Source organism: Faucicola sp. SE7633, assembly GCF_059264685.1.
In genome coordinates this window covers 13,291-40,120 of the sequence record NZ_JCADBW010000020.1, presented here as the reverse complement: position 1 = coordinate 40,120, position 26,830 = coordinate 13,291, and the positions used below count along the sequence as shown (strand labels likewise).

Here is a 26,830-nt window from a genome sequence, read left to right as displayed (position 1 = left end):
GTCAACCACTGGCAAAAGACAGGCAACAAAAGCCAAACAGCCAGGCTGTTTGAAATCAACCGCAACACCCTTAATGACTGGATAAAGCTCTATCAAGAACAAGGGAATACCAAGCCAAAACCCTTTGCACCTGTTGGCGTAAAACACATTATCACTGACCTAATCGCCTTTGAGGACTACGTTAACGCTCAGCAATTCGACACCGCAAAACAGCTTAGAGAACAGTACTTAAAAGACCATCCCGATGTCGATATTTCTTATAATGCCTTTTTAGAAACCTTACGTCGAATCAAATGGAGTTTTAAAAAAAGACCCCGCTCTTTAAGCAAGCCGATTTACTAAAGCAAATTGGGTTTAAATTAATGCTAGGTTTATTGCTATTAACCTTGAGCATTACCGCTGACAACATCCTATTTATGGATGAAACAGGATTTTATCAAAGGCAATACTACACCCACAGTTGGTCGCCTATTGGCAAACCTTGTTATGCCAAAATCGATGCCAATAAGGGTAAACGCTTAAACTTAATGGGAGCTATGCGATTAAATGAGTTTAAACTCATCGCGCCTATTACCTTTGAAGGTGGTTGTAACCGTGTGATAGTTGAAAACTGGCTACACACATTAGCACAATCTTTGCCAAAAGATGAAAATGGTAATTATCCAAAACGTGTATTGGTGTTGGATAATGCTAGATTTCATCATGGTGGCGATTTAAAGCAAATTGCCGAACTTTATAATATTGAACTGATGTACTTACCGCCTTACTCACCTGAACTTAATCCAATTGAGCAGTTGTGGGCAATCATCAAGCAAAAGGTTCGTTTAACGCTAAGCAATTTTCATACGCTTAAGGAATGTGTTGAAAGTTGCTTGGTATAATTCGGTTTTGACTATAATTTAAATGATAAAACGGCTTGTCACCGTTAATGGTGGCGCGGTGCATCACGCGGTGCACGTTGTTGCCATAATCGTTGGTTGCATAATGTTGCGTGGCACGATTGTCCCAAAATGCGATGTCATTGACTTGCCAATGCCATCTGACTGTAAATTCAGGTTTGGCAATGTGCGCAAACAACAAATTTAACAACGCTTTGCTTTGATTATCTGATAATTCATTGATTTTGATAGTCAATCCTTCATTGACAAAAATCAATTTTTTACCCGTGACAAGGTGAGTGTGGATGATAGGGTGCACCACAGGAGGACAATCAATTTGCGCCTGCCGCCATTGAGTAAAATTTTCGGGGGTATGCGCAAAACGCGCTTGCGGGAATAGCTTGATTAAGCTATGCATTGCCGTTAAATCTGACAAAAAATCTTGTAAAAACCTGTTCACAATTAAAAAATATGCTAGGATAAGCGACATTAGCCGAAAACAATTTGAGCACATACGACCGATTTTAGAAAGTGCTCGGAAGAAGACCAAACCAAGAACGGTTGACCTTTATGACGTATTTTGTGGGTTATTGTATGTACTAAAAACAGGTTGCCAATGGCGACAGCTGCCCCATGACTTTCCCAAATGGCGCACCGTCCACTCGTACTTTCAGAAATGGAGCGAACTTGACGAAGAAGGCAACAGCATTCTTGACCAAGCCTTAAAAAAAATTAGTCAAAAAAGCGCGAAAGAAGGACAAACGTAAGGGCAAAACCAGTTTTATCATCATCGATGCTCAAAGTGTTAAGAACACCGATACCGCTAAGCACAAAGGCTATGATGCCGGTAAGAAAGTATCAGGGATTAAACGTCATATTGCGGTAGACAGCCAAGGCTTGCCGCATGCTATCTGTATTACCACTGTCAATATCACCGACCGTGACGGTGCTAAAACGTTACTTCGTCAAAATAGCAAACGATTAAGCCGCGTAAACAATGTGATGGTTGATGGCGGTTATCGAGGTGAGCCATTTGCCAATAGTGTAAAGACCCTTTTAGGCGAAACCGTTACCACAGAAGTTGCCAAAAGAGATGAACTGCATACGTTTAAAGTCATACCAAAGCGATGGGTTGTAGAACGTTCGTTTGCTTGGCTTGAGAAAAATAGACGTCTATGGAAAAACTGTGAGCGTCATTTAAATTCGAGCCTTCAATTGACCAATCTCGCTTTCATCGCTTTGTTATTAAAAAGATTGTGAACAGGTTCTAAGAGATTCTGGTTGATGCCGTTGTCTCTGGCGATACTGGCAATAGACTGCCCTGAGCTTTGGGCTTCTTGTACTAGAAATTCTTTGAATTCGTCACTGTAGGTCTTGCGTCTGGGTTTGTTGGTTGCCATTTTAATGTCCATTTACTGAAAATCATGGATATTATCTCGCTTTAGTTTACGGTGAAATAGGTGGGATGGTCGGGGGCTTACTATAGATATTACCAATAATAAGTTTTATTAAAAATGAGACGACACTATTAGTCGTATTATTCTTATGTTCACTTGTAAAAAAAGAATAAAGGTAGTAATTTAATAATCGACAAAATTATTATAACTTGTTAATTAACTATGACACTATCACCTAATCAAAAACAATATATTGCTCATGTTAGAAAATCAGATGGTGCAAAACAATCACTTCTTGACCATTTAACAGGTACAGCCGAACTTGCGAAACAATTTGCCAATAAAATCGGTTTGCCATTAAGCGGTGAGTTAATTGGCTTAGTGCATGACTTGGGTAAATATAGTGATGATTTTCAGATTTATATCAAATCTGCAACAGGCATATTCAACCCTGACATTGATGATGAATATGTTGATACCAAAGGTTTAAAAGGTAAAATCGACCACTCAACCGCAGGCGGACAATTTGTTGCCCATCTTATTGCAGAATATCAACGTCAGAAGAATATTACAGAAACTCATGCTTTAATTTTATTGCAAGTATTAGTTATTTGTATATTCTCCCATCATAGTGGATTAATTAATATTCTTGATAAGAATGGTAATGCTATATTTAATAAACGACTAAGAGAAAAAAAGGAAGCGGATAGCCATATTCAAGAATGTCAGAAGTCTATGTCAAGCAAGATTGATGGTTATGCTAGAGAGTTAGTGGCAACTATCTTGGATAGTGAAGTCAAGAGTTTAGCTAAGTTCATTGAACCGAATAACCCTAAAATCACTGCTTTTTATCAAGGTTTTTTGACAAGACTGCTATTTAGTTGCTTAATTGATGCAGACCGCAGTAATAGCATTGCATTTGAATATCCTCAACAAACCCATGAATTAACATTTGTAAAACCGAATTGGCAAACTGCTATCAATGACATTGAAACCCTGTACGCCAATTTTGCTAAAACCCATCAGAATGCTTTTAATCCTATCAATGAAAAACGCAACGAAATTGCTCAAACCTGCCTTAAAAAATCCCAATTAAATCAAGGGGTTTTTACCTTAACCGTCCCAACAGGCGGTGGTAAAACTGAAGCCAGTTTGCGTTTTGCAGTCAATCACGCCAAAAAGCATAATCTTGACCGTATCATTTATATCATCCCTTTTACCAATATTATTGAACAAAATGCCCAACGAGTAAGAAAAATTCTCGAAACTCAGTCTAATTATGGCGAGTGGGTGTTAGAACAACATTCCAATCTTGAACCAAACGTGCAGACATGGCAAAGCAAGTTAATTGCCGATAATTGGAATGCTCCAATTGTGTTTACCACGATGGTACAGTTTTTGGAAAGCTGTTTTGGAGGTGGTACGAAAGGTGTTAGGCGATTACATCAAATGACCAATGCCGTTTTGATTTTCGATGAGATTCAGACATTACCTATCAATTGTTATTATTTGTTCAATAATGCAGTTAATTTTTTATCACAATTTTGTCGTTCTTCAATTGTTCTATGCACAGCAACACAGCCTGTTCTAGATAAACTACCCCATACCAACAAAGGACGTTTAAAACTTGCGAGTGATTATGAAATTATTGGTGACAGCGAAAGTTTATCTAATTTGTTTACTACCCTCGATAGAGTTGATGTACACGATTGTACAACATCAGAAGGGCAAACTATTGAAGCATTATCAGATTTCATTAAAACTAAATTGCAAATATATGAAAGTGTTTTAGTGATTGTAAATACCAAAATTTGGGCAAAAAACTTATTTAAGCAATTAAAAGACGAATTGTTCGGTTTTAAAATTTACCATCTTAGTACAGGTCAATGTGCAAAACACAGAAAGGTATTAGTTTCAGAGATTAAGCAACGGTTAAAACAAGGATTGCCAACCTTAGTGATTTCAACGCAATTAATTGAAGCAGGGGTGGATATATCCTTTAATTGTGTGATACGTTTTTTGGCAGGTTTAGACAGTATTGCCCAAGCTGCAGGTCGTTGTAATCGCAATGGGGAGCTTGTCGATAGTGACGGTAATAGTGTTAAGGGTCAAGTGTTTATCGTCAATCCTGACAATGAATCTCTAGGGTCACTCTTAACGATTAAAGTAGGGCAAGATTGTACAAGATTAATTCTGCTTGATGCGAAAAAAGAAAATAGTAAAAAAAATCTCTTACATCCTGATTATATCAAGCAATATTTTAATTATTTTATTCAGCATGAGACTTTGCAGAGACAAATGAGCTATCCTGTGGATGTGGGGAATAACAAATTTGATAGTAAAGGAACAGGTGGCTATAGTGTTCTAGATTGGCTCAGTGATAACGCTTCCAACACAGGAAAACATCCTACAACAAAGCCTATGTTACAGCAATCATTTATGGATGCAGGTAGGGCTTTTAAAGCAATTGATGCACCAACGTATTCTATTATCGTTCCATATGGCGAAGATGGAAATGAACTTATTAAAGATTTACTCGCTACTAAAGTTGTGACGAAAGATTTTTATCAACTTGTCAAAAAAGCCCAACAATATAGCATTAATCTGTATGAGCAAGATTGGACAGCTATTAAAAATGGCCGACAACAAATTTTGGACACAGGGATTTATGTTTTAACATTTGATAGCTTTTATGACCAAGAATTTGGGTTAAATGTCGATGGTGATAGCTATTCTGCCCCATCTTTTTTTTAAGGAAATTATATGAACAAAAAAGATAACTCTATTAGCTTTTTATTAACGTCAAGAAACGCATTATTTTCTGACCCAATTACTCGCATTGGGGGAGAAAAATCGAGCTATCACATACCCACTTATGAAGCTCTAAAAGGCGTGTGCAAAAGCATATATTGGAAACCAACAATAATTTGGTTTGTCGATAGAGTGCGTGTTTTAAATCCTATTCGCACTCAGACCAAAGGTGTAAAACCTATATATTACCACTCTCTAGGTAATGATTTAGCTTACTATACCTACTTAAATCAAGTTGCTTATCAAGTCGAAGCCCATTTTGAATGGAACTTACACCGTCCCGAACTTGAAGCCGACCGCATTGATGGCAAACATTACGCTATCGCCAAACGAATGCTCGAAAAGGGCGGGCGACAAGACGTCTTTTTGGGTACGAGAGAATGCCAAGGTTATGTTGAACTCTGTGAATTTGGTAGTGGTAAGGGCTTTTATGATGAAATTGATAATCTTGATTATGGTTTGATGTTTCATTCATTTGCCTATCCCGATGAAATTGGTGTTGACGAATTGCATACCCGATTTTGGCGAGCCAGTATGCAATATGGTGTTATCACTTTCCCTAAACCAACTGATAATCTAATGGATGATGCCAATAACGGTATGCCCAATCGCTTCGTGCGTAAGATGACAGCTAAACAATTTCATCTTGGGGATAATTTAGAAGCTGTAGATATCTTGGAGAATAAGCTATGAGTTGGTTGCAACAATTATATGATATTTATGAATTAGCAAGCCAAAGGGATTTGAGCAACGATACGATATTGCGACCTTATTATCATATGTTTAAAAACAGTGAAATTATTATTACCCTTAACGAGTTTGGTGATTTCAAGATGGCTGAGTTTGTGGTTGATGGTAACGGCAAACCCAATGCTGAACAACGCCTTATTGCTTGTACCAATGATTCTGCAAATCGTACTAGCACAACTATAGCCCCCCATGCGTTAAGTGATGAGTTTCAGTATATTGCAGGAGATTATGAAAGATTTACGGGCGAGGACAAAGAAAAGGCTTTTAATAAATACAGTGACAGTTTGAAGCAATGGTATGAATATGACCCAAGCCAAATCATGGTCTCAGCCGTTTACGCTTACATCACCAAAAAAACTGTGCTGACAGATTTATTTAACCATGAACATAGCCAAGTTAAAAAAATATTTGATAATAATGGCAAACTAATCAAACCTAAGCAGACGGTATTGTGGCGAATTCAGCCAACCACAGGTGACTCACTTGTAGAATCTTGGAACATTAATAACAGAACACTTATTGAAAGTTGGCAAAGTTTTTATGAGGCAACTTTAGATTTACCAGTTGACCTATGCTATGGTTCTGGCAATATAGACTATATTATTACTAAACATAGTAAAGGATTTTTAAGTGGGTCTTCAGGCTCGAAATTAATCTCTTGTAATGATGACAGTGATTTTACATTTAGAGGTAAATTTACAAACACTCCCAAAGATTCTGTTTATCAAGCTAGTAATGTTGGCGGATTATTCTCTGACAAAGCCCATGCGGCACTCGATTGGTTGCTAAAACGTCAAGGCTATAACAATGATGGCTTGGGTATTGTGGCTTGGGCGGGAACACAGCCTGTCATACAGCCCACCGAAGACATGAGTAACTTATTTAACTTTGATATTAATACGCTTGAAACCACCAAAGAAGTTACTCAATCAAAAAACTTAGCCAATAATTTAGGGTTGGATGCAGGCTTAACTTCTCGTAATTATTTGCTAGGCTACTACAAAAAACTTAGTGAATCTGAAGTTAAGCAACTATCTATTATTGCCGTTACTGCTTCAACCACAGGTCGAGCCGCTGTTACTTATTATAAACAAACCAATCCACAAGAATATTATGAGCGTTTGACTGACTGGCATACCCAGTTTGCTTGGAAAACACCATTTATAACCAAAGGGGTTGTTCAATATAAACCACTATCTCCTAGCCTTTATCGTCTTTCACAAACTTTATATGGTAGAAAGGGTACTGAAACTGCCAAAAAGCAACGAAGACTGTTATATCAACGTCTGCTACCCTCAATTATTGATAGACAGCCATTTCCTGCTGATATCATGAATGCTTGTTACCAAATTGCAGTAAATCCATATCACGATAGAGCAGATGCAGATAGTATTTCATTCAATGAAAAACTCAAACTTTGGCAACAGGATATTAATGTATTTTGTGCCATTTATCGTGGTTATAGTATTAGAAACCAAAAAAGGAGTATCAGCGTGGAATTAGATGAAACCAATACCAATCGAAGCTATCTATTCGGGCGATTATTAGCAGTTGCCAATCGTATTGAAGAGCTTGCATTGTCGTTAGCTCAAGAGCCAAGAAGACCCACCAACGCCTTTAAATATATGCAACGTTTTAGCCAACGACCTAGTCATGTGTGGACATCGTTACGCACCGAATATCTACCCCCATATCAAAAACGTTTAATCAGTAAAATACCCCCGCTTGAATCTGCTTATAAGCGTTTAATTGAAGATATTGAAGCAACGCTACAATCATCGGAAGATTTTACTAGCAATAAACGCCTTGACCCTGATTTTTTATTGGGCTATGACTTGCAATCAAAATGGTTGCGTGAGCATAAATTAAAGCAAGGTAAATGGATTCGTAAAGAACAAGTTGATGAATCGGGTGAAATCATACCCGAAGATTTAGAAGCAACTGGTCTTAGTGAATCTTAATAAACCATAATTTACATAATTTTAAAAAGGAAATTACCATGAGCTTAACCAAAAAAATCGACTTTGCCTTAATCATCAGTGTCAAAAATGCCAATCCCAACGGTGACCCACTCAACGGCAATCGTCCACGTACTGACTTTGAAGGTAACGGTGAAATTACCGATGTCTGCCTAAAACGTAAAATCCGTGACCGTTTGCAAGAAGAGGGCGAAAGTATCTTTGTCCAATCGGATGAAAAGAAAAATGACGGCATGACAAGTCTAAAAAACCGTGCTTATGATGAAAATGTTGGTCTTGGCAAAAAAGCCTTTGAGACCAAAAAAGGGGAAAATCTAGAAAGCAAACGTGACGCAACCGCTAAATTAGCCTGTGATAAATGGTTTGATGTGCGTGCCTTTGGACAAGTATTTGCGTTCAAAGCCGATGATAAAGGAGCGGACGGTGTATCGATTCCAATTCGAGGCCCTGTTACCATTCAATCCGCTTTTAGCCTTGAACCTGTGGACATTACCAGCACCCAAATTACCAAAAGCGTCAGCGGTGAAGGCAATGGTAGCAAAAAAGGTAGCGATACGATGGGCATGAAACACCGTGTTGATGAAGGTGTCTATGTGACATTTGGGGCGATTACCCCACAATTAGCCGAGCGTACAGGCTTTAGTGATGATGATGCCAAAAAAATCAAAGAAACTTTGGTAAAATTGTTTGAAGGCGATGCGTCATCGGCTCGTCCTGAAGGCAGTATGCAAGTGAAAAAAGTGATTTGGTGGGAGCATAACAGCAAATCGGGTCAATATTCATCAGCCAAAGTTCATAACAGCTTGCGTGAGTTACTTGATGAAAAAGGTAACTTTGATGAATCGGCATTAAAGTCGGCATTAGCGGGGTTAGAACCACAGCTTCTTGAAGGTTTCTAATTTACAACTATAAATGATATTTTTAGCCATTTAAACGGTGTTTAAATGGCTTTACGAGCTTAAAATGTCCACCCTATACCTATCCCGCCTGCAGCATTATTTATTCTGCCCACGTCAATTTGCTCTTATTGAGCTAGAAGACCAATGGGCAGAAAATAGGCTTACCGCCGAAGGGCAAATCATGCACGAGCGAGTCAATAGTGGCGAAAACGAAACTCGTGGCGACATCCGCACCGTTCGCACCCTGCCATTGGGGCATCATACCCTTGAACTTGAAGGCGTGGCTGATGTGGTCGAATATCATCGCCAAACGGACGGCTCTGTGATTCCCTATCCCATTGAATATAAGCGGGGTAAACCAAAATCACACCGAGCGGATCAGGTGCAGCTTATGGCTCAAGCACTCTGCCTAGAAGATATGCACGGTTGTACCGTTCCCGAAGGGGCATTATTTTATGGCAAAACCCGTCGTCGCCAAGTGGTGGCCTTTGACCAAGCCTTGCGAGATTTAACACTTAATGCCATCAAAGAATGCCAGCAAATTATTCAAACAGGTATTACCCCAAAACCTGAGCACAGCACCGCCAAATGCCGAAACTGCTCACTTAATGAGCTTTGTCATCCCAAAATTTTCAACAAAAATGCCAAAGTATGGTTTACCAAACAATTAAACCAAAGCCTAACACGAGACCTAAACGATAAAGAATAACCCAATAAAGAATAAACAATGCGACCGCTTAAAAATACCCTATATGTCCAAACCCAAAACGCATGGCTCAACAAAGATGGCGAAAACATCGTCATGAATGTCGAGCGAGAAATCAAAGGGCGAGTACCGATTCACAAAATTGACGGGATTGTATGTTTTGGACAAGTATCGCTGTCGCCAGCATTAATGGCTCATTGTACCGCAAACGGCATTACCATCACATTCTTAAATCAATTTGGCAAATTTCAAGCCCGTGTTGAAGGGGCAGTCAGTGGCAATGTACTGCTTCGCCGTGAACAATATCGCATTAGCGATGACAGCGAGCGAAGTTTAGTGATTAGTCAGACCATGATTCTGGCAAAAGTCTTTAATCATCGTCAAGTCATTCGTCGATATTTGCGGGATTATAAAGACAGCTTGGATGCAGATAGCCAATCCCGTTTAGATAAAGCCCAAAAATATCTAGAACTTGGCTTAAATCGAGTAGCTCAAACTCAAAATAATGCCGAACTTTTGGGACGGGAAGGCGAAATGGCAAGCGAATATTTTGCGGTTTTTCCCCATTTTATCCGAAATGCTGATTTCACCTTCACGAAACGTACTCGTAATCCGCCAACCGATCCAGTTAATGCGTTATTGTCATTTGTCTATACACTAATGACTCATGAATGCCGCAGCGCGCTAGAAACCGTTGGGCTTGATCCAAGTAGTGGTTTTTTCCATCAACTGCGCGCCGGTCGCCCCAGCCTTGCTTTAGATTTGGTCGAAGAGTTTCGTCCCATGCTTGACCGTTTTGTGTTGTCATTAATCAATAAAAAGCAATTTGCTAAAAAGGATTTTACCACCCTCGATAATGGAGCAGTAACATTAAAAGATGAAGCCCGACAGTTATTTTTAAAGGCGTGGCATGACCGCAAACAACAAACGCTTTATCATGATTGGTTTGAAGAAACGGTGCCATTTGGGCTTTTGCCTCATTTACAAGCAACCATTATGGCACGTCATATTCGTGGCGATATTGATAGCTATGTACCATTTTTATGGAAATAAAAATAAAATAAAGGAAAAAATCATGATGGTGTTAGTGACTTACGATGTCAGTACCCAAGATGAAACAAGTGCCAAACGCTTGCGTCATGTGGCTCGGCAATGCCAAAATTATGGACAACGAGTGCAGTATTCGGTCTTTGAAATCGAAGTTGGCCCTGCTCAATGGACAATTTTAAAATCCAAACTTGAAAGTATTATTAACAAAGATACAGATAGTTTACGCTATTATTATTTGGGCAAAAATTGGAAACATAAAGTTGAGCATATTGGGGCAAAACCCGTCATTGATTTAAATGATATGCTATTGTTTTAAAAGTTATCCTTTGGTATAAAGATAGACTGTTATAAGGTCATCTTTGGTGAAAAGGCAAAAAATGGGGGAATACGGGTGCGAACCCTAAGCTCTCATATTTTTGCTAGAACATTCGCACTATTATGTAACAATATGATTTTAAATAATTTATTCGCTTATTGTAAAGATTTGGTTAGGTCAATTCTAGCCAAATTTCGCTTATCTTTTAATCATTCGCAAAATCAGCGTTTTTTTAGCTGTAAAGTGAATAAGTTAAAAGGTGGGCTTTCGCACCCCACACGGGTGCGTGGATTGAAACAGCAAATATTACAATGCGTTTCAAAGCCATGTACTTTCGCACCCCACACGGGTGCGTGGATTGAAACACCTCCATAGATGTCATCTAATGTGGCATCTATTTCGCACCCCACACGGGTGCGTGGATTGAAACTGCCGAGCCTATCAAGCACGGTACATACAAATATTCGCACCCCACACGGGTGCGTGGATTGAAACGTTGTATGTTGAATGTGGTGATGCATTTGCAGGCTTCGCACCCCACACGGGTGCGTGGATTGAAACAAAAAAGATGACGGCAGCTGGGTCAATGCAGGCGTTCGCACCCCACACGGGTGCGTGGATTGAAACGTCCGAACTCGCCTCTAGCCTTAGCAGTCGAATTCGCACCCCACACGGGTGCGTGGATTGAAACGGTGTGGGGTGATTTGGTAACGACTAGTTTGTTATTCGCACCCCACACGGGTGCGTGGATTGAAACACCAATGCGATTAGCCTTGCAATGGGGGTGGGTTCGCACCCCACACGGGTGCGTGGATTGAAACGGCACGCCTGCCGAGATTGCACGGTTTTTGGCAAATTCGCACCCCACACGGGTGCGTGGATTGAAACTCCAGTTGGGTTGGTTGATGTCTGCCATTTTATTCGCACCCCACACGGGTGCGTGGATTGAAACTGAAAGGCAAAAATCAAATTGCAGGTAAGCCCGTTCGCACCCCACACGGGTGCGTGGATTGAAACTGCCCACGCTGTTTGCCCGTTGAGCTCTTATAGTTCGCACCCCACACGGGTGCGTGGATTGAAACTCTGATGATAAGTTGTAAGCCATTGATAAATATTTCGCACCCCACACGGGTGCGTGGATTGAAACACCTGCTATTTAGCGGCGGCAAAATTGGCGGTGATTCGCACCCCACACGGGTGCGTGGATTGAAACATTGCTCCTCCCTGCTAGTTACCAGTGCGCCATATATTCGCACCCCACACGGGTGCGTGGATTGAAACAAAATTAACGGCGTGGACACGCAGCTTATGTGCTTCGCACCTCACACGGGTGCGTGGATTGAAACTTAATTTTGTGTCAAATCTAATAGCGCCCTACTAGTTGTAACGCATATTTATGAGATGAAAGTTCTAGCTTAAGTATTTTTGGGTGGGTGTCAAATTCGACCTGCTTAAAAAATAACCAAGGCACAATTTGGGCACAAAATGGGCACACAAAAATTTTTAATGATTTTTATGTGCCCAAAATCAGAAAAGTGGTCAAAATTTTCAACCACTAAAAATCGCTCAAACCCTTGATCTCACTGCAATAAAAAAGCCTCAATCGACTGACTGGGGCTTTTAAAAACTGGTAGGCATAATTGGACTCGAACCAACGACCCCCACCATGTCAAGGTGGTGCTCTAACCAACTGAGCTATATGCCTAAATGTGGGAACGAATTATAGCATAACCATGCACAAACGCAAGTAATTTTTATGCTTCAATCTTTACGACACGAATAGATTTTGCAATATCTTTTTTGCTACAAAGTTTGCTAAGATGATATGATGGTTTAGCCAATTTAAATTTAGCTAAATAACAATCACACGATTAATCATCCAATCATGTCAAACGCCAAACCTAAGTTTTACAAACTCATCACCTTTGTGCCAGACTCACATGTTGAGGCCGTCAAAACCGCGTTGTTTGCCGTAGGGGCAGGCAGGTTAGGCAACTACGCCGACTGCTGTTGGCAGGTACTTGGGCAGGGACAATTTCGCCCATTGGCAGGCAATCAAGCATACATCGGCAATACCGATGAGCTCACGCAAGTGCCTGAATGGCGCGTCGAGGTATTGGTCGATGCCGCGCATGTTCGCGCCTGTATTACCGCGCTAAAATCTGCGCATCCGTATGAAACGCCTGCGTTTGAGGTCGTCGCTTTGGTGGATTTGGCAGATTTTGATTAGATAAACAGTTTAACCGCAAACATCGAACCTAAATATTCAGCCCAAGGGGGAGCTTATGGCAACAAAAAAACCAACCCGTACGCAAGAGACACAAAATAGCCTTGAAACTACCGAAACCATTGACCAAGACTATACCACCGACAGCCAAACGCTTGAGCAGCGCATTGAACAAGAACGCGCCGAAACCAAAGCATACATCAAGAAAAACGCCCTTGCTAGTGCCGCCGCCGATGACACACTGAACCCCGATGCGATTGCCACCAAGCAACAACGCCTACAAGCCTTGATTGACGGCATGTCAGTCGATGAAATCAGCACCGTACAAACCTTGCTTAACCAAGCCCTAGCTGAACAAGCCTCAGCCGAGCAAGACACAGATCACGACGATGGTAGTACGGACAAAGCCAAACCCAAATACGACAAAGACGACGAGCTTGCCCCCAACTGGCGCGAAGGGGGCTATCCGTACAAAAACCGCATGTCACGCAAAAATTATGAGGCGCAAAAATACCAGTTACAAGTTGAGCTACTCAAAATGCAGCGTTGGGTACGCCAAACAGGGCAAAGAATCGTGATCTTGTTTGAAGGGCGTGACGCAGCAGGCAAAGGCGGCACCATCAAGCGTTTCATGGAGCACTTAAACCCACGCGGTGCCAAAGTCGTCGCGCTAGAAAAACCCACCGAGCAAGAACAAGGGCAGTGGTATTTTCAGCGTTATGTCGCGCACTTGCCCACCAAAGGCGAAATCGTGCTGTTTGACCGCAGCTGGTACAACCGCGCAGGCGTTGAGCGCGTGATGGGCTTTTGTACCGATGAGCAATACCAACGCTTTATGGAGCAAGTGCCCGAATTTGAAAAGCACCTGATTAGCTCAGGTATCTATTTGATTAAACTGTGGTTTTCGGTCAGCCAAGCTGAGCAACGCCGCCGCTTTGCCGAGCGTGAGGCGCACCCACTCAAGCAATGGAAGCTGTCACCGATTGACAAAGCCTCATTGGACAAATGGGATGACTACACACTGGCAAAAGAAGCGATGTTTTACAACACCGACAGCGCAGAATCACCGTGGATTGTCATCAAATCCGACGACAAAAAACGCGCACGCCTCAATGCCATGCGCTATGTGCTCAACAAAATCCCCTATGACAACAAAGACACAAGCGTCGTCGGCTCAGTAGATCCGTTGATTGTTGGGCGTGCAGGTGCGTTGTATGAAAAAGATGAAAAAAACGACTTGACGCTCAATGCACCAATGGCTGACAAAGACAAAAAAAAATAACCGAATGATTGGAATAATATAGCATGCACAAACGCCGCTTGCCCGATAAGCGGCGTTTTTTTGGGATGCAAAAGTATTCAAAACAAATGGCTTACCTTGAAGCCAAATTGATGAATTTTTGATGAAATGTTTGAAAATTAATAAACTAAAAGGGATAATAAGATTGATACCCATATTTGCATAGGGGATTTTTGAATCGGCTTTTTGGCAAGACAAAAATTTAAACAAACTATGCCATTGATTGATGTTATCCAATAATTGTTTATCCAAAAAAAAGGTGCACCATGACCATACCAAACCCACCGCCAAACGATATGGGCAAATCCAACCCACCCAACAACACACAAGCTGCAACACCAAACCAAACCAACGCGGCACCCAGCGATCACAATCCTAACAACAAAAACTCTAATATCAACCAACCTAAGACCAATCCCAATCCAAACAAATACCCGATTGGTTTTGCGCCCATCCCGATGGCGATTGCGGTTGCCATCACGTTACTGATTTGGTTTGTCGTCCCTGTGCCTACTGGTGTCAAGCCTGAGGCGTGGCATTTGTTGGCGTTGTTTGTCGGTACGATTGCGGCGATTATCGGCAAAGCCATGCCGCTTGGTGCGTTGTCGATTATCGCCATTGCACTGGTTGCCATCACGGGTGTGACCAACGACAAGCCTGCCGACGCACTCAAAGATGCGCTGTCAAGCTTTTCTAATCCGCTGATTTGGCTGATTGGTATTGCGGTGATGATTTCGTACGGTTTGACCAAAACAGGGCTGGGCGCGCGCATTGGCTATTATTTTATTTCGCTGTTTGGCAAAAAAACGCTTGGCATTGGTTACGCGCTGACGCTGGCAGAACTTGTGCTTGCGCCGATCACGCCTTCAAATACCGCACGCGGCGGTGGGATTATCCACCCGATTATGCGCTCGATTTCGCACGCGCTGGGCTCTGATGTTGAGGACGGCACGCAAAACAAAGTCGGACGGTATTTGGCACTGGTCAATTACAACGCCAACCCGATTACCTCAGGCATGTTTATCACCGCGACCGCGCCCAACCCGTTGGTGGTCAAACTGGTCGGCGAGGCGACAGGGCAGCAGGTACAGCTATCATGGACGACATGGGCGGTGGCGATGTTTGTGCCAGGTATTGCGTGTTTGTTGGTTATGCCGTTGGTGATTTATAAGCTGTGCCCACCTGAGCTCAAAGCCACGCCCAACGCGCCCGAATACGCGCACGAAAACCTTAAGGAATTGGGCAAAATCCACCGTGATGAAAAAATCATGCTCGGTGTGTTCGCGTTGTTGCTGCTGCTGTGGGCAAACGTGCCTGCGATGATTTTGGGTGATGCATGGAAGGTCGATGCCACCACAACGGCGTTTATTGGCTTATCGGCGCTGCTTTTGACAGGCGTTTTGACATGGGATGACGTGCTTAAGCAAAAATCGGCATGGGATACGATTGTGTGGTTTGCCGCGCTGGTCATGATGGCGACGTTTTTGAGCAAATTGGGCTTGATTGATTGGCTTGCCAATGTGATTAAAACAGGCATTGGGCATTTGGGGCTAGGCTGGGTCGGTGCGTGTACCATTTTGACGTTGGTATATCTGTACACGCATTACATGTTTGCCAGTACCACCGCGCACATCACGGCGATGTTTGCCGCGTTTTATGGTGTGGGTATTGCGTTGGGCGCGCCGCCCATGCTGTATGCGCTGATTTTGGCAGCGGCGGGCAACTTGATGATGAGCTTGACGCATTACGCCACAGGCACCGCACCCGTGATTTATGGTTCGGGCTTTGCCACGTTGGGCGAGTGGTGGAAGACAGGGTTTGTCATGAGTGTGGTCAATTCAGTGATTTGGCTGGTGGTTGGCTTGGCATGGTGGAAGCTGATGGGCTATTACTAAGCTTGCTAAATTTTTAGCCAAATGGGCAAAATCGGTTGAATTTTGCCTATTTTTTTCTGCTAGTTTTGCTGCCTATTGGATAAGCAGGTTTAATGAGCAAACGGATTGCCCAACGCCGCCAAATCCACGGGTTGCCCTGTCCATAAAGTAAAACTTAGTGCGCCTTGATGAATCAGCATGCCCAAGCCATCACTGGTCTGCGCGCCATGCGCGGCAAAAAACTGCAAAAACCGCGACGGTTTGCCATACATCAAATCATACGCCTTTTGGGCGCGAAGCTGACTGTCAAACGGTAATGGTGCGTCTTGCTCGGCCGTCAAGGCGCTGGACGTGGCATTAATCACCAAATCAAACGGGCGGTGCGGTACATCAAACAGCCCTGACGCGGTGAGTTTGGCAGGTAGGGGGGCTGAGGCAAAATCCGCCACGATGGCTTGCGCTTTGGCAGGCGTGCGATTGGCAATGTGAACCCACGCCGCGCCTGCATCCAGCAATGCCCACACGACACCACGCGTCGCGCCACCTGCGCCCAAAATCAGCACCGTTTGCCCTGCCACATCCCAGCCCAATTCACGCATGTGATTGATAAGCCCGCGCCCGTCGGTGTTGTCGCCATACAATGCCCCATCTTGCCATGCCAGTGTATTGACCGCGCGTGCCGCTTGCGCGGCTTGCGACACCGTGCCGCGCGCTTGCACCAAGTCAAACGCGGTTTGTTTAAATGGTACAGTGACATTTGCACCCGTGCCACCGCCTGCAAAAAACGCCTCTATCACAGCAACAAAACTTGCTTCATCCACGGGGCATAACTGGCGTTGATAGCGCAGGGCAACGCCCGTTTGGGCGGCAAATGCGTGGTGTAAGGCAGGCGATTGGCTATGGGCGATCGGGTTGCCGATGACGATACAATGTAAGTTTGGCGTAGATGTTTGCTGGGTCATAGGTAAATAGATGTTTGCTAGGCCATAGGTAAAATGTTTTAACTATCAAGCAATGGACAATCAAGGCGCGACCACAGGCAAACCAAGCAGTGGCAATACACCATCTAAGCCGCTGTGATTGATGGCATAATCAGCTTGCGCACGCACGACAGGCTTGGCATGATAGGCAATGCCAACATCGGCGGTGGCAAGCATGGGCAAGTCATTCGCGCCATCGCCCACCGCGACCACTTGGCTGGTTGAAATCGCCAACCGCGCCGCGGCTTCTTGCAAAATTTGGGCTTTGCGCGCGCCATCGACAATCGGTGCGACAACCTCGCCACGGATTTTACCGTCTTGCACATCAAGCGCGTTGGCATACACCTCGTCAAGCCCAAGCTGTGCCTGCACATGGCGGGCAAATGGCAAAAATCCGCCCGACACCAACACGGTGTGATAGCCGTGGGCCTTAAGCGTGCCAATCAGCCGTTTACCGCCACGGCTTAAGGTGATATCCTGCGCGATAATGTCATCAATCACCGTCGCAGGCAAGCCATCAAGCAGTGCCACGCGCCGCGTGAAGCTCTCATTAAAGTCGATCTCACCGCGCATGGCGGCTTCGGTGATGGCATTGACCTGTTCGCCAATGCCTGCGCGTTTTGCCAGCTCGACGATGACCTCTTGCTCAATCAAGGTTGAGTCCATGTCAAACAGCGCCAATTTGTGCGCGCGTTGCCACGTTGATAGCGGCATGATGTTGATGTCTAAATTGGCAAAGCGTTGGTCGGCAAATGCGACTTTAAGCGATGCAGGCAGGGTGTGCGCGGTGCGGTCGCTGATGCCTGCTAGCAGCCATTGCACGCATGTCACGGGGCTAACTTGCTCGTGGGCGGCAAGGGTGGCATTGTCACGCCATGCGTGCTCATCCACCGCGGTGTGCTGCGCCAGCACGCGCACCGCTGAGCCAAGTTGGGTCAAAGCCATGCCGATATGCGCCAGTAGCCCAAGCTCAAGTTTTGCCGCGCTGATGGTCAAAAGCCAATGGTCTGCGCCATCCGCGTGTGCGTCGTTTGCCAACCAATGCGCCCACGTCTGCCGCCCACCTGCCAGATAATTGGAGAAATAATTCGTTGTCATACCACTTTGCCCCTTGTTTGCCCAGCCAATAAGGCTGATAATGTAAGCCGATTTGCGCCTGTTGGCGTCTTGTCGATTGCCGTTTTTCCTGTTGAGTTTGCCAGTTTAGCACACCTATGAATCAATTAGCCCCACGTCAAGGTATTTTTGCGGTTATTTTGTTAATCAGCTTTTGTTTACATTTGGTCGCGCTGATGTTCAGCAGTGAAAAACAACAATACGACGCACGCAGCGCAAAAGCAGAGCAAATCGTCCAGCAGCTGAGCCAAGAGACGATTACCGCCTTGGGCAACCAAGACCGCATCAGCCTAAGCGTGTTGGCCAATCGCTATCAAATTGACCCCGATGTCGCACGTATGGTGATTACTGACCCAAGCAAGCACGTGTTGGTGCAAACGGGGCAAGCCCAAGCCGATACAGGGCAAGTCATCGAGCAGCCAATTATCGCCAACAGCCAAGTATTGGGCTATGCCAACTTGACCATGAAAGCGGTGTCCAAAGGTGAGCTCATCGCCCATCAATGGCCGTTTGTGCTGGCATCGGCGGTGCTACACGGATTTTTGTGGCTGATTTATGGCTATGTTGCACGTCCAACCGCCGCCCAACTGGCGCAAATCGGTGAGCGTGTGCAACAAAAAATGGCACTGGCACGCCGCTTGTCTAATGGGGCAGCCACCACCGTGTACGCGCCTGTTCATGCCGCGGACGATGGCGAGCAACCAACAGACGACAGCCCGCACGGTGGCAAAACCATCCAAGACTACCTCAACGCAAAGCGTAGCCCCCAGTCTGAGACAAAAGCCCAAACCCAAGCCAGCGAGGCTGGCACAGATACCAGCTTGCCAGAAGCCCAGACCGAAGCCCAGCCCAAAGCGTCAGCGCCTGCCCCCACAGTGGCGATAAGTGCCAGCGGCTTTGGTGCTGACCCCATGCACGGGCAGGCTGTTATCTTGCTGCAATTTTATGATGAATTCAACCTGCTTGACCGCCTCGCGCCCGAAGTGGCTACGCCATACTTTGCGCTATGCCAAGCCCTACTACAACGCACGATTGATAGCTTTAACCCGTCCAAAGGCGCTTTGCGCCGCTATGCCAACCGCGTGCATATCAGCGAGGTTGGCACGTTTGACCAAAACGGCGCGACGCTACAGCTGACAGGCGATACACGCCAACTGGCATTGGCAAGCGTGCTGATTGGCAAGCTGTTTATCATGCTAAGCCAAGTGGTATATGAAAAACACCGCGAATTGTCGCGTTTTGCCCTACCTGTGTGCGTGGGCGCAACAAGCGATGACCAACAAGCTGACCTTGCGCGCGTGCTTGCCAAACGCAGCAAAGCCAACGCGCTGTTGGTGCTATTTGCAGCGCCGCTCTTGCGGCCGCTAAATAGCAGTGTACGCCTAGAAAACTTGCGCCAGCCGACCACACCCGCCGAGCGCGAAGCCGCGTTCTATCAAGGCTTGACCGCTGACATCATGCAAGCGCTGATTCATCAACGCGATGCCATTTTGACCAGTCATGGCGAGCACTAAGCGCAGCGGATGAAACCAAGCAGGTGGTTTTGCTGGCTTATTTTATTTGGGCAAATTTTATTTGAGAAAAAATGCGCGTCTGCCCTTGACAATTTGCCCAAAAGCACTTATAAGGCAAAACAGCAATCACTGATTGGCACGGTCAGCCGCCGTGTCCAAAACCATCCCCAACATTCGCAAGCAATTCCTTCACCACACAACGAGGGCAAGCATGGCAAGCACCGATTTAGACGACAGCTTTGAAGATGACAACTTTGATGATGACGATGACGCGCGACTGGTCGATGACGACGCGGTTGGCAAGCGCAGCAGCCTAGAAAAACGCCGCTTGATTGACAGCCTGCTGGAGGAAAAACGCCTCCAACGCTCACTCAAAGACACGTTTGATGACTTTGATGACCTAGACGATTTAGATGACTGATTAGATGACCACGCCACGGCAAGCATACCGCGCTGTGCCGTACTGACAATAACCGCAACCCTTGAACCCAACCACCCGTCATGCAAAATAAGTGAGAACAACGATGGAATTTGACGATTTAATTGAGTATTTGGACAGCGATGCCAACGAATTTGGGCTAAGCGCGTTGGCAACCCACGGCTTTTTGACCGCGACACTGGTCGGTAAACCGCTGGCAAACTGGCAAGCGTTGTTGTTTGAAGGGCATGAGGCGCAAGTCTCGCCCGATGTGCTGGCCGCGATTGACGAATGGCGCACCGAGCTGCAAGCCGTGTTGCAAGAAGACAACATCCTTGAGCTGCCGTTTGACATCGATGAGCTAGACGAGCTGATGGACGCAGATGACTTTGATTTGGATGAAACCGCGTTGGCAGAGTGGTCGGTGGGTTTTGTCGATGCCATGTATGCCAGCGACAATGAAGCGGATGACTGGTTTGCCGATGCCGATACCGAAGAAGACGTTGCTATGCTGACCTTGCCGATGGTGCTATTTAGCGGTATTGACGATGAGCAGCACGACATGCAGGCGTTGTTGCAAGACCAAGACACCGTGCGCCAAATGGCAGCGGCGATGGAAAAAAATCTGGTTGAGTTGTATTTGTTGTTTCATACCAACGATTAACCCAAGCCACAAACCAGCCACAAACCAGCCCATTACCAAAAACCCAATACAAAACAACGCGGCTATCGGTGGATAATCGCGTTGTTTTTTGGCAGGTTGTTAGGCTATGGGCTTTAGCTTATTTACGGGCAGATTTTTTGCCTTTTTTGGATTTTTTGGCCTGCATGGCTTGTAGGGTGGCTTGTACCTCACCCTCCTCAAGCGCGGCAAGCTGGCGCAAAATGTGCAGCACGTCAAGTTTTAAAATAAAGCCTGCACTTTGCGCCATGTCATCCATGCGTGTATCAAACTCAATCAAATCATCTGCCGACAGCGTGATATAGCCTAGGCGTTCAAGCGCGTCCAAAAAGCTGCTAAACAGCGCACGGTCAAAAAAATCGGGCATACCGTCTTCATACAGCGCGGACACGCGTTGCCCCAGCAGATAGCCCAAATCCGCCGTTTGCGCTTTGGTCAGCTTGCCCGAGCCTTGTTGGCTTAGTAACGCCAAAATCATAAAATAACGCTCAAGGCTTGCCTCGACAGCATTGGCAAGGACCGCAAGCTGCTGGTAGCGGCGTGTATTGGGCGCAGGTGGGACAAAACGGGTTTGCGCGTCGATGGCCGTGAAGTCAATCAGCGTTGGCTGGGCAGGTGAGGGCGCGTGTGCTGGCTGCATGACAATCAGCCCTTCATCTGCCAATACCGCCAAATGCTGCCGCAGCGTGGTCGCAAGCTCACGCGACGGGTATTTTAAAAACAATTCGGCTTGCAAAAATGGATACATCACACCGACGACGCGCTCAATGTCGGCATACGTCATGCTGCCATTGCGCTCAATCAAACACGCGCACAGCGAGGGCAGAATATACACGTGCAGGATATTGTTACGAAAATAGCTGAGCAGCGCGGCTTGTCCGTCTGAGATGCGAATCAAATCACCCAGCACATGTGGTGTGCGCTCAACGAGTTGTAGCCGAATGCCATAATCGATGATGGCTTGGGGGGTGTCAGCGGTGACAGAAGCGTCATCGTCATACGGTAGCCGCTCGGCAATGCGTTGATACAGTGCAAGCTGCTCAAGACAGCTTTGTTCATCCAATGCCCCATGCGGTGTGTCAAGTAGCACCAATGACAGCAGCGACACGGGATTAATCACCACCGCGCGGTTGATGCCCTGCATGATTTTGACGCTTAAATTGTCAATCATGTGCATGGCATTGGCAGGCATGGGCGCGTCGGTGCGATCGTGTGGCAGACTGTTAGGCGCAACGTCATATTTTTGCATAAAATCCGCCAAAAATAGCGGCTGGCCAAAGCTGACATGCACCGTGCCAAAAATTCGCTCAATTTTACGCGCTGCCTTGAGTAAGCCGAGCAGTGATTCGCGCTCTTTGGGTTTACCTTGCAGCTCGCCAACGTAAGTACCGCCCTCCATGATGCGCTCATAGCCGATATAAGTCGGCATAAACACAATTGGCTTGCCTGCCTCACGCAAATGGCTTTGCACCGTCATGGCAAGCATACCTTTTTTGGGTGGCAATAGTCGGCCTGAGCGCGAACGCCCACCCTCGATAAAGTACTCAAGCGGCGTGCCGCGCACCAAAATGCTATGCATATATTCACGAAACACCGCACCATACAGCGGATTATCCTTAAACGTACGCCGCATAAAAAACGCACCGCCATTTTTGAGGATTTGTCCCAAAATCGGGATATTCAGATTATCCCCTGCCGCGATGTACGGCACACGCAAGCCACGGTTAAAAATCAGATACGACAGCAGCAGATAATCCATGTGGCTGCGATGGCACGGCACATAGACAATTTCATAATCCACCGCCAGCGCGCGCACGCGCTCAAAATGCTGCACCTCCACGCCATCATACAGCTGCGTCCACAGCCACGTCAAAAAACGCTCCAAAAAGCGCACTGTGGCGTGCGAATAGTCGCTGGCGATTTCATTGAGATAGCCACGCGCCAGTTGGCGGCTCTCAGCAGTGCTGCGCTGGTTGGCTTGGCTGTCTTGCTCGATGGCGTGCTGCACGGCAGGTGAGTACAGTAGCTTATCAACCACATTGCGACGGTCAGACAAATCAGGGCCCAAAATCGCCGCTTGCTGTTGGTCAAGATACACCTGCAAGCGCGTCTGCACCATACGTGCTAGGCTGTCAATGGCGGCCGCTTGTGAAATCAATGCCGTGGAAGTCACCGCAAATTGCGCTTGGGTGGTGTCTGTGCTGTCACTGGCTAGGGTTTGGTGGGGTGGGCGGTTGGGCGCGCTCATCGTCTGTGGCGCGGCTTGTTGGGTGTTGAGCAGCGTGCGCAAATCCATCGCAGGGTGAAATTCAACAAACGTGTCACGCCCTTTGATGCCAATATTAAACAACTGTTTGCCAATACTGGGCACTTGCCATTCATCGGCGGTCAAAAGGTTAAACAGCGAGTCCTCTTTTTCAGGCGCGCGTCCCCACAAAATTGTCACAGGAATCAAGCGTACATTGAGCGTTGGGTGCGACAAAACGGCGGTAATCAGCCGCAACAAACGCGGTGAGGTGGTGATGTGCTGATGGCGGTAGTGGTGTAAAAACACCATGGCTGAGGTTTCGCGGATGCCGTGCGCATCGTCAATCACATCCGCCAGCGCAGGCGGCAAGCCTTGTTGTTTGGTCTCACGGTCAATGACCAAATCAATCAAAATACTGTTGCTGCGTGAGTATTCTTTGAGGACATAAAATGTTAATACGCCATCGGCAGCAGAGATGATAGGTTGCGGCACATCGGTTAGCGCATTTACCGCGGTTTGGTCTATTTGGGCGGGCGCGGTGGTGTCGGTTGGTAGCTCGCCAATCAGCTGCGGCTTGACAGCCAGCCCAAGCAGATTACCCGACAAGCGGCGGTAGGCTTGTTTGAGCCATGGGTTTATTTTGTCGGTTATGGGTTGGGTTAGGGCGGTTTTTTTGTTGGCAGACGGGTGGATGTGTGGGCGATTTGGGCGTTTGATTGGCATAGGTACGTCCCGCGATTGGTCAAAGTCCATCGCTTGTTTTTGGTTTTATGAATAAAAATAAGCCGTTAGCAAACGTGCGGCTTACCAAGGCAAGATACAAATGGCTTTATCATGCCACAAAATGCTAAATTTCTAAACCATATAGCACAAAATTTAACGTGTTTGTATAATAGCCACAGCGCTTGTTGATTGGTGCGCGTTGTGTTGTCGTGATGGTTTGTCCCCTGTGAGCAACCGTTGTTTATTTTGACTGTGAAAAGAATCTGCCATGCTTGAGCCCACCGCCCCCCATTGCCCCTCGTCCAATTCGCCTGACACGGGTAGCGCCCCACCGACAGATGCCGATTATCGCGCGTTGGTCGCGCAGTTGCTTGAGACCTTAACGCTGGTGCCGACGGGTGCGGCAGGCGGATTTGTTGGGCAAAGTTATGACTATGTTGGGGCACGGATTTTTGGTGGGCAGGTGCTTGGGCAAGCGTTGATGGCGGCCAGTCATACGGTCGACCACGACAAGCCGTGTCATTCGCTGCATGGTTATTTTTTGCGCGGCGGCGATGTGCGCCGCCCTGTGTACTATCAGGTGGAAACCGTGCGCGATGGCCGCAGCTTGTCGGCACGGCGCGTCACCGCCCAGCAGTATGACGATGACCAACGCCCGACGGTGATTTTTTCGATGATGGCATCGTTTTCGCCGCTTGAGGCAGGGCTTGATTATCACAGCGCGATGCCAAGCTATCCGCCGCCCGATACGCTTTTGACTGAGCAGCAAATCAAAGACCGCGTGGTTGGCAAAATTCCCGACGCGCTTAAGGCGCGTTATATGCGCCGCCGCCACGTCGAGATTAAGCCCGTCACACCGCGTGACCCGATTCACCCCACGCCCATGCCGCCCAAACAAGCCAACTGGCTACGTATTCCGCAGCTTGGCACGCAATCGGTACAGATTCAGCAGGCGTTGTTGGCGTTTTGTTCGGACTTTTATTTGGTTGGCACGGGGCTGATGCCGCACGGGATTAGCTTTTTGACCAAAGGCTTGCAGGCGGCGAGTATTGACCACAGTATGCACTTTCATCGCCCATTTGATTTAAACGATTGGCTGCTGTACGATATGTGGAGCGACAACAGCTTTAGTGCCAAAAGCCTCAATCATGGACAACTGTGGCAACATGGCACGTTAGTTGCCAGCGTACAGCAAGAAGGCTTGATGCGCCTGCATACGGATAAATGACACACAACGACCAAAAGGACAAGGACGATATGACCACCCACCACACCATCCCCGACCAAACACTGACCGAGCAAACCTTAGGCCACCCTGCGCTACAAGACTATGAGGTCATCTATCCGCAAGTTGTCGATTGGGGCGATATGGATGCGTTTCATCACGTCAATAACGTCGTGTACTATGACTATGCCCAACGCGCACGCGTGTATTTGTTGCAGCTACTGGGCATGTTCAACCAGTACAATACCACCGTGGTTGTCGCGTCATCGTGCCGTTTTATCCGCCCTGTGGTGTTTCCCGATACGTTGGCGATTGGCATTCGCATCACCCACATTGGCACTACCAGCATGACGTATTCGTACCATTATGTCAGCCAAGCGCAGCAAGACGTCGTTGCCACGGCCGAAAGCGTGTTGGTGTTTGTTGATAGCAACGGACAAAAACGCCCGATTAGCGATGATGAACGCCGTGATTTGATGCAGTACTACCAAGCACCCAAACAAGCTTAGGCGCAATAGTCACCCAAAACAAGCCCAAATCTTTAGCGTTTGGGCTTGTTTGTTGGTGGCAGTATCACCAAAAAATTATAAATTCTGCGGACTTGCCACATTTTCGACCACATTTAAGCCAAAACCTGATAGCGCGTTAAACCGCGTTGGCGATGACAGCAAACGCATATCGCGCACGCCCAAATGGCGCAAAATCTGCGCGCCCACGCCAATGCTGCGGTAGGCTTGTGGCGGTTGTTGGTTTTGCGTTGGTTGGTTTTGGCTGGCGGTTGCCGATTGGCTTTCGGTGAAACGGTCAAGCGCGTCGCCCAAATCCAATGACGACTGTCCACCAATCCAAACAAACACCCCTTGCGGCGCGTCTTGAATGGCTTGTAAGGCGTTGTGCACGTCCCATTGTCCACCGCCTGTCGTGCTTTGTACGCCAAACAAATCGCGCAGTGCCTGCAGCGTGTGCACACGCACGGTTGAGACACCTGCCCGTGGGTCGCCTTTGACCAGTGCCAAGTGCGTATCTGCCGAGCCCAATTCGGCAAAACGGTATGCGGTAAACTCACCAAACTCGGTATTGAGGGCAAAACTTGCCACCTGCTCTACCGTTTTTTCGTGGGTAATGCGGTAGTTAATCAAATCGGCAATCGTACCGATTTTGATACCGTGTTCGGCGGCAAATTTTTCCAAATCATCGCGCCGCGCCATCGTGCCATCGGGGTTGATGATTTCAACAATCACCGCCGCAGGCTCAAGCCCTGCCAGCCGCGCCAAATCACAGCCTGCCTCGGTATGGCCTGCGCGGTGCAACACGCCGCCTTTTTGCGCCATGATGGGAAAAATATGCCCAGGGCTGACGATGTCTGACGGCTTAGCGGTTGCCGATACCGCCGCTTGCACGGTGCGTGCGCGGTCAGCCGCCGAGATGCCCGTGGTCACGCCTTCTGCCGCCTCAATCGACAAGGTAAAATTGGTGCTAAATTTAGCACCGTTTTTGTCACTCATCAACGGCAAATCAAGCTGACGGCAACGCGCTTCGGTCAGCGTCAAGCACACCAAGCCGCGCGCGTGGGTGATCATAAAATTGATATCATCGGGGCGCACATGCGTTGCCGCCATGATCAAATCGCCTTCGTTTTCGCGGTCTTCATCGTCCATCAAAATGACCATTTTGCCGTTTTTGATGTCATCGATGATTGCAGAAATACTGTCAAGAGCCATACGTCACCTGTTTTTA

General features: G+C 46.6%; 24 protein-coding genes, 1 tRNA gene and 1 CRISPR repeat array. Of the genes, 18 read left to right on the top strand and 7 right to left on the bottom strand.

Features of this window, described 5'->3' with window-relative positions:
* Together AC5L4R_RS08180 and AC5L4R_RS08175 are read left to right on the top strand one after the other, a co-directional pair.
* On the top strand, positions 1-342 hold a 342-nt coding region (locus tag AC5L4R_RS08180; RefSeq protein ID WP_494478039.1), incomplete at its 5' end, for a helix-turn-helix domain-containing protein.
* Between the two features lie 20 nt (positions 343-362).
* Positions 363-881 carry an IS630 family transposase gene (locus AC5L4R_RS08175; RefSeq protein WP_494473150.1) on the top strand — a complete coding sequence of 173 codons (519 nt, stop codon included), beginning with the start codon at positions 363-365 and terminating at the stop codon, positions 879-881.
* Here the strand turns inward: AC5L4R_RS08175 and AC5L4R_RS08170 are convergent.
* On the bottom strand, positions 850-1,314 hold the full coding sequence (locus AC5L4R_RS08170; protein WP_494473432.1) for a TauD/TfdA family dioxygenase: 465 nt from the start codon (positions 1,312-1,314) through the stop codon (positions 850-852). The two genes, AC5L4R_RS08175 and AC5L4R_RS08170, sit on opposite strands and share 32 nt — an antisense overlap.
* Before the next feature lie 43 nt (positions 1,315-1,357).
* Between AC5L4R_RS08170 and AC5L4R_RS08165 the strand changes: the two genes are divergently transcribed.
* A protein-coding gene (locus AC5L4R_RS08165) for an IS5 family transposase (RefSeq protein ID WP_494478040.1) occupies positions 1,358-2,138 on the top strand; the annotation gives its coding sequence in 2 pieces (ribosomal slippage) (positions 1,358-1,603 and positions 1,605-2,138; 780 coding nt in all).
* Here the strand turns inward: AC5L4R_RS08165 and AC5L4R_RS08160 are convergent.
* Positions 2,090-2,278: a transposase gene (locus AC5L4R_RS08160; protein WP_172799090.1), complete on the bottom strand. Its 189-nt coding sequence runs from the start codon at positions 2,276-2,278 to the stop codon at positions 2,090-2,092. The two genes, AC5L4R_RS08165 and AC5L4R_RS08160, sit on opposite strands and share 49 nt — an antisense overlap.
* Before the next feature lie 219 nt (positions 2,279-2,497).
* On the opposite strand from AC5L4R_RS08160, the gene cas3 reads away from it, so the two are divergent.
* From cas3 to cas2, 7 genes are all read left to right on the top strand, one after another.
* Entirely contained in the window at positions 2,498-5,029 is a 2,532-nt protein-coding gene (cas3, locus tag AC5L4R_RS08155; protein WP_494473433.1) for a CRISPR-associated helicase Cas3', read from the top strand.
* 9 nt (positions 5,030-5,038) lie between these two features.
* Positions 5,039-5,779 (top strand): type I-C CRISPR-associated protein Cas5c, encoded by a 741-nt coding sequence (gene cas5c, locus AC5L4R_RS08150; protein ID WP_395143044.1) that lies wholly within the window; start codon positions 5,039-5,041, stop codon positions 5,777-5,779.
* Positions 5,776-7,797 (top strand): type I-C CRISPR-associated protein Cas8c/Csd1, encoded by a 2,022-nt coding sequence (cas8c, locus tag AC5L4R_RS08145; RefSeq protein WP_494473434.1) that lies wholly within the window; start codon positions 5,776-5,778, stop codon positions 7,795-7,797. Before cas5c ends, cas8c begins: the two co-directional genes overlap by 4 nt.
* A 38-nt stretch (positions 7,798-7,835) precedes the next feature.
* The gene (cas7c, locus tag AC5L4R_RS08140) at positions 7,836-8,714 is read left to right on the top strand and encodes a type I-C CRISPR-associated protein Cas7/Csd2 (protein ID WP_494473435.1); all 879 of its coding nucleotides are present in this window, start codon (positions 7,836-7,838) and stop codon (positions 8,712-8,714) included.
* A 64-nt stretch (positions 8,715-8,778) separates the two neighbouring features.
* Complete coding sequence (cas4, locus tag AC5L4R_RS08135; protein ID WP_067236174.1) at positions 8,779-9,423, top strand: CRISPR-associated protein Cas4; 645 nt, start codon at positions 8,779-8,781, stop codon at positions 9,421-9,423.
* 18 nt (positions 9,424-9,441) lie between these two features.
* Entirely contained in the window at positions 9,442-10,473 is a 1,032-nt protein-coding gene (cas1c, locus tag AC5L4R_RS08130) for a type I-C CRISPR-associated endonuclease Cas1c (RefSeq protein WP_067236065.1), read from the top strand.
* On the top strand, positions 10,451-10,786 hold the full coding sequence (gene cas2 / locus AC5L4R_RS08125; protein WP_353891993.1) for a CRISPR-associated endonuclease Cas2: 336 nt from the start codon (positions 10,451-10,453) through the stop codon (positions 10,784-10,786). Before cas1c ends, cas2 begins: the two co-directional genes overlap by 23 nt.
* Positions 10,787-11,052: 266 nt before the next feature.
* A CRISPR array of direct repeats spans positions 11,053-12,132; the repeat unit is 32 nt; unit sequence TTCGCACCCCACACGGGTGCGTGGATTGAAAC.
* A gap of 282 nt (positions 12,133-12,414) precedes the next feature.
* On the opposite strand, the gene AC5L4R_RS08120 is transcribed toward cas2, so the two are convergent.
* A tRNA-Val gene (locus AC5L4R_RS08120) sits at positions 12,415-12,491 on the bottom strand.
* 180 nt (positions 12,492-12,671) lie between these two features.
* On the opposite strand from AC5L4R_RS08120, the gene AC5L4R_RS08115 reads away from it, so the two are divergent.
* The 3 genes from AC5L4R_RS08115 (at position 12,672) to AC5L4R_RS08105 (ending at position 16,208) form a co-directional block, all read left to right on the top strand.
* Entirely contained in the window at positions 12,672-13,016 is a 345-nt protein-coding gene (locus AC5L4R_RS08115; protein WP_494473436.1) for an NGG1p interacting factor NIF3, read from the top strand.
* 55 nt (positions 13,017-13,071) lie between these two features.
* Positions 13,072-14,295 carry a polyphosphate kinase 2 gene (ppk2, locus tag AC5L4R_RS08110; RefSeq protein WP_494473437.1) on the top strand — a complete coding sequence of 408 codons (1,224 nt, stop codon included), beginning with the start codon at positions 13,072-13,074 and terminating at the stop codon, positions 14,293-14,295.
* A gap of 455 nt (positions 14,296-14,750) precedes the next feature.
* Positions 14,751-16,208 carry an anion permease gene (locus tag AC5L4R_RS08105; RefSeq protein ID WP_290004197.1) on the top strand — a complete coding sequence of 486 codons (1,458 nt, stop codon included), beginning with the start codon at positions 14,751-14,753 and terminating at the stop codon, positions 16,206-16,208.
* An 89-nt stretch (positions 16,209-16,297) separates the two neighbouring features.
* On the opposite strand, the gene aroE is transcribed toward AC5L4R_RS08105, so the two are convergent.
* Positions 16,298-17,149 carry a shikimate dehydrogenase gene (gene aroE / locus AC5L4R_RS08100; RefSeq protein WP_494473438.1) on the bottom strand — a complete coding sequence of 284 codons (852 nt, stop codon included), beginning with the start codon at positions 17,147-17,149 and terminating at the stop codon, positions 16,298-16,300.
* Between the two features lie 60 nt (positions 17,150-17,209).
* The gene (gene serB / locus AC5L4R_RS08095; RefSeq protein ID WP_494473439.1) at positions 17,210-18,265 is read right to left on the bottom strand and encodes a phosphoserine phosphatase SerB; all 1,056 of its coding nucleotides are present in this window, start codon (positions 18,263-18,265) and stop codon (positions 17,210-17,212) included.
* Between the two features lie 116 nt (positions 18,266-18,381).
* On the opposite strand from serB, the gene AC5L4R_RS08090 reads away from it, so the two are divergent.
* The 3 genes from AC5L4R_RS08090 (at position 18,382) to AC5L4R_RS08080 (ending at position 20,879) form a co-directional block, all read left to right on the top strand.
* Entirely contained in the window at positions 18,382-19,797 is a 1,416-nt protein-coding gene (locus AC5L4R_RS08090; RefSeq protein WP_494473440.1) for a hypothetical protein, read from the top strand.
* Positions 19,798-20,008: 211 nt separating this feature from the next.
* On the top strand, positions 20,009-20,218 hold the full coding sequence (locus AC5L4R_RS08085) for a PA3496 family putative envelope integrity protein (protein WP_494473441.1): 210 nt from the start codon (positions 20,009-20,011) through the stop codon (positions 20,216-20,218).
* Positions 20,219-20,309: 91 nt separating this feature from the next.
* Positions 20,310-20,879, top strand: a complete 570-nt coding sequence (locus AC5L4R_RS08080; RefSeq protein ID WP_494473442.1) for a YecA/YgfB family protein — start codon at positions 20,310-20,312, stop codon at positions 20,877-20,879.
* Positions 20,880-20,997: 118 nt separating this feature from the next.
* On the opposite strand, the gene plsB is transcribed toward AC5L4R_RS08080, so the two are convergent.
* Positions 20,998-23,868 carry a glycerol-3-phosphate 1-O-acyltransferase PlsB gene (gene plsB / locus AC5L4R_RS08075; protein WP_494473443.1) on the bottom strand — a complete coding sequence of 957 codons (2,871 nt, stop codon included), beginning with the start codon at positions 23,866-23,868 and terminating at the stop codon, positions 20,998-21,000.
* A gap of 268 nt (positions 23,869-24,136) precedes the next feature.
* Here plsB and AC5L4R_RS08070 point away from each other — a divergent pair, with 268 nt between their 5' ends.
* Both AC5L4R_RS08070 and AC5L4R_RS08065 read left to right on the top strand, forming a co-directional pair.
* A complete protein-coding gene (locus AC5L4R_RS08070; RefSeq protein ID WP_494473444.1) occupies positions 24,137-25,096 on the top strand; it encodes an acyl-CoA thioesterase in 960 nt (319 codons plus the stop codon).
* 29 nt (positions 25,097-25,125) lie between these two features.
* Positions 25,126-25,602, top strand: a complete 477-nt coding sequence (locus AC5L4R_RS08065) for an acyl-CoA thioesterase (protein WP_494473445.1) — start codon at positions 25,126-25,128, stop codon at positions 25,600-25,602.
* A gap of 75 nt (positions 25,603-25,677) precedes the next feature.
* On the opposite strand, the gene ribBA is transcribed toward AC5L4R_RS08065, so the two are convergent.
* Positions 25,678-26,814: a bifunctional 3,4-dihydroxy-2-butanone-4-phosphate synthase/GTP cyclohydrolase II gene (gene ribBA / locus AC5L4R_RS08060; protein WP_494473446.1), complete on the bottom strand. Its 1,137-nt coding sequence runs from the start codon at positions 26,812-26,814 to the stop codon at positions 25,678-25,680.
* Positions 26,815-26,830: the final 16 nt, after the last annotated feature.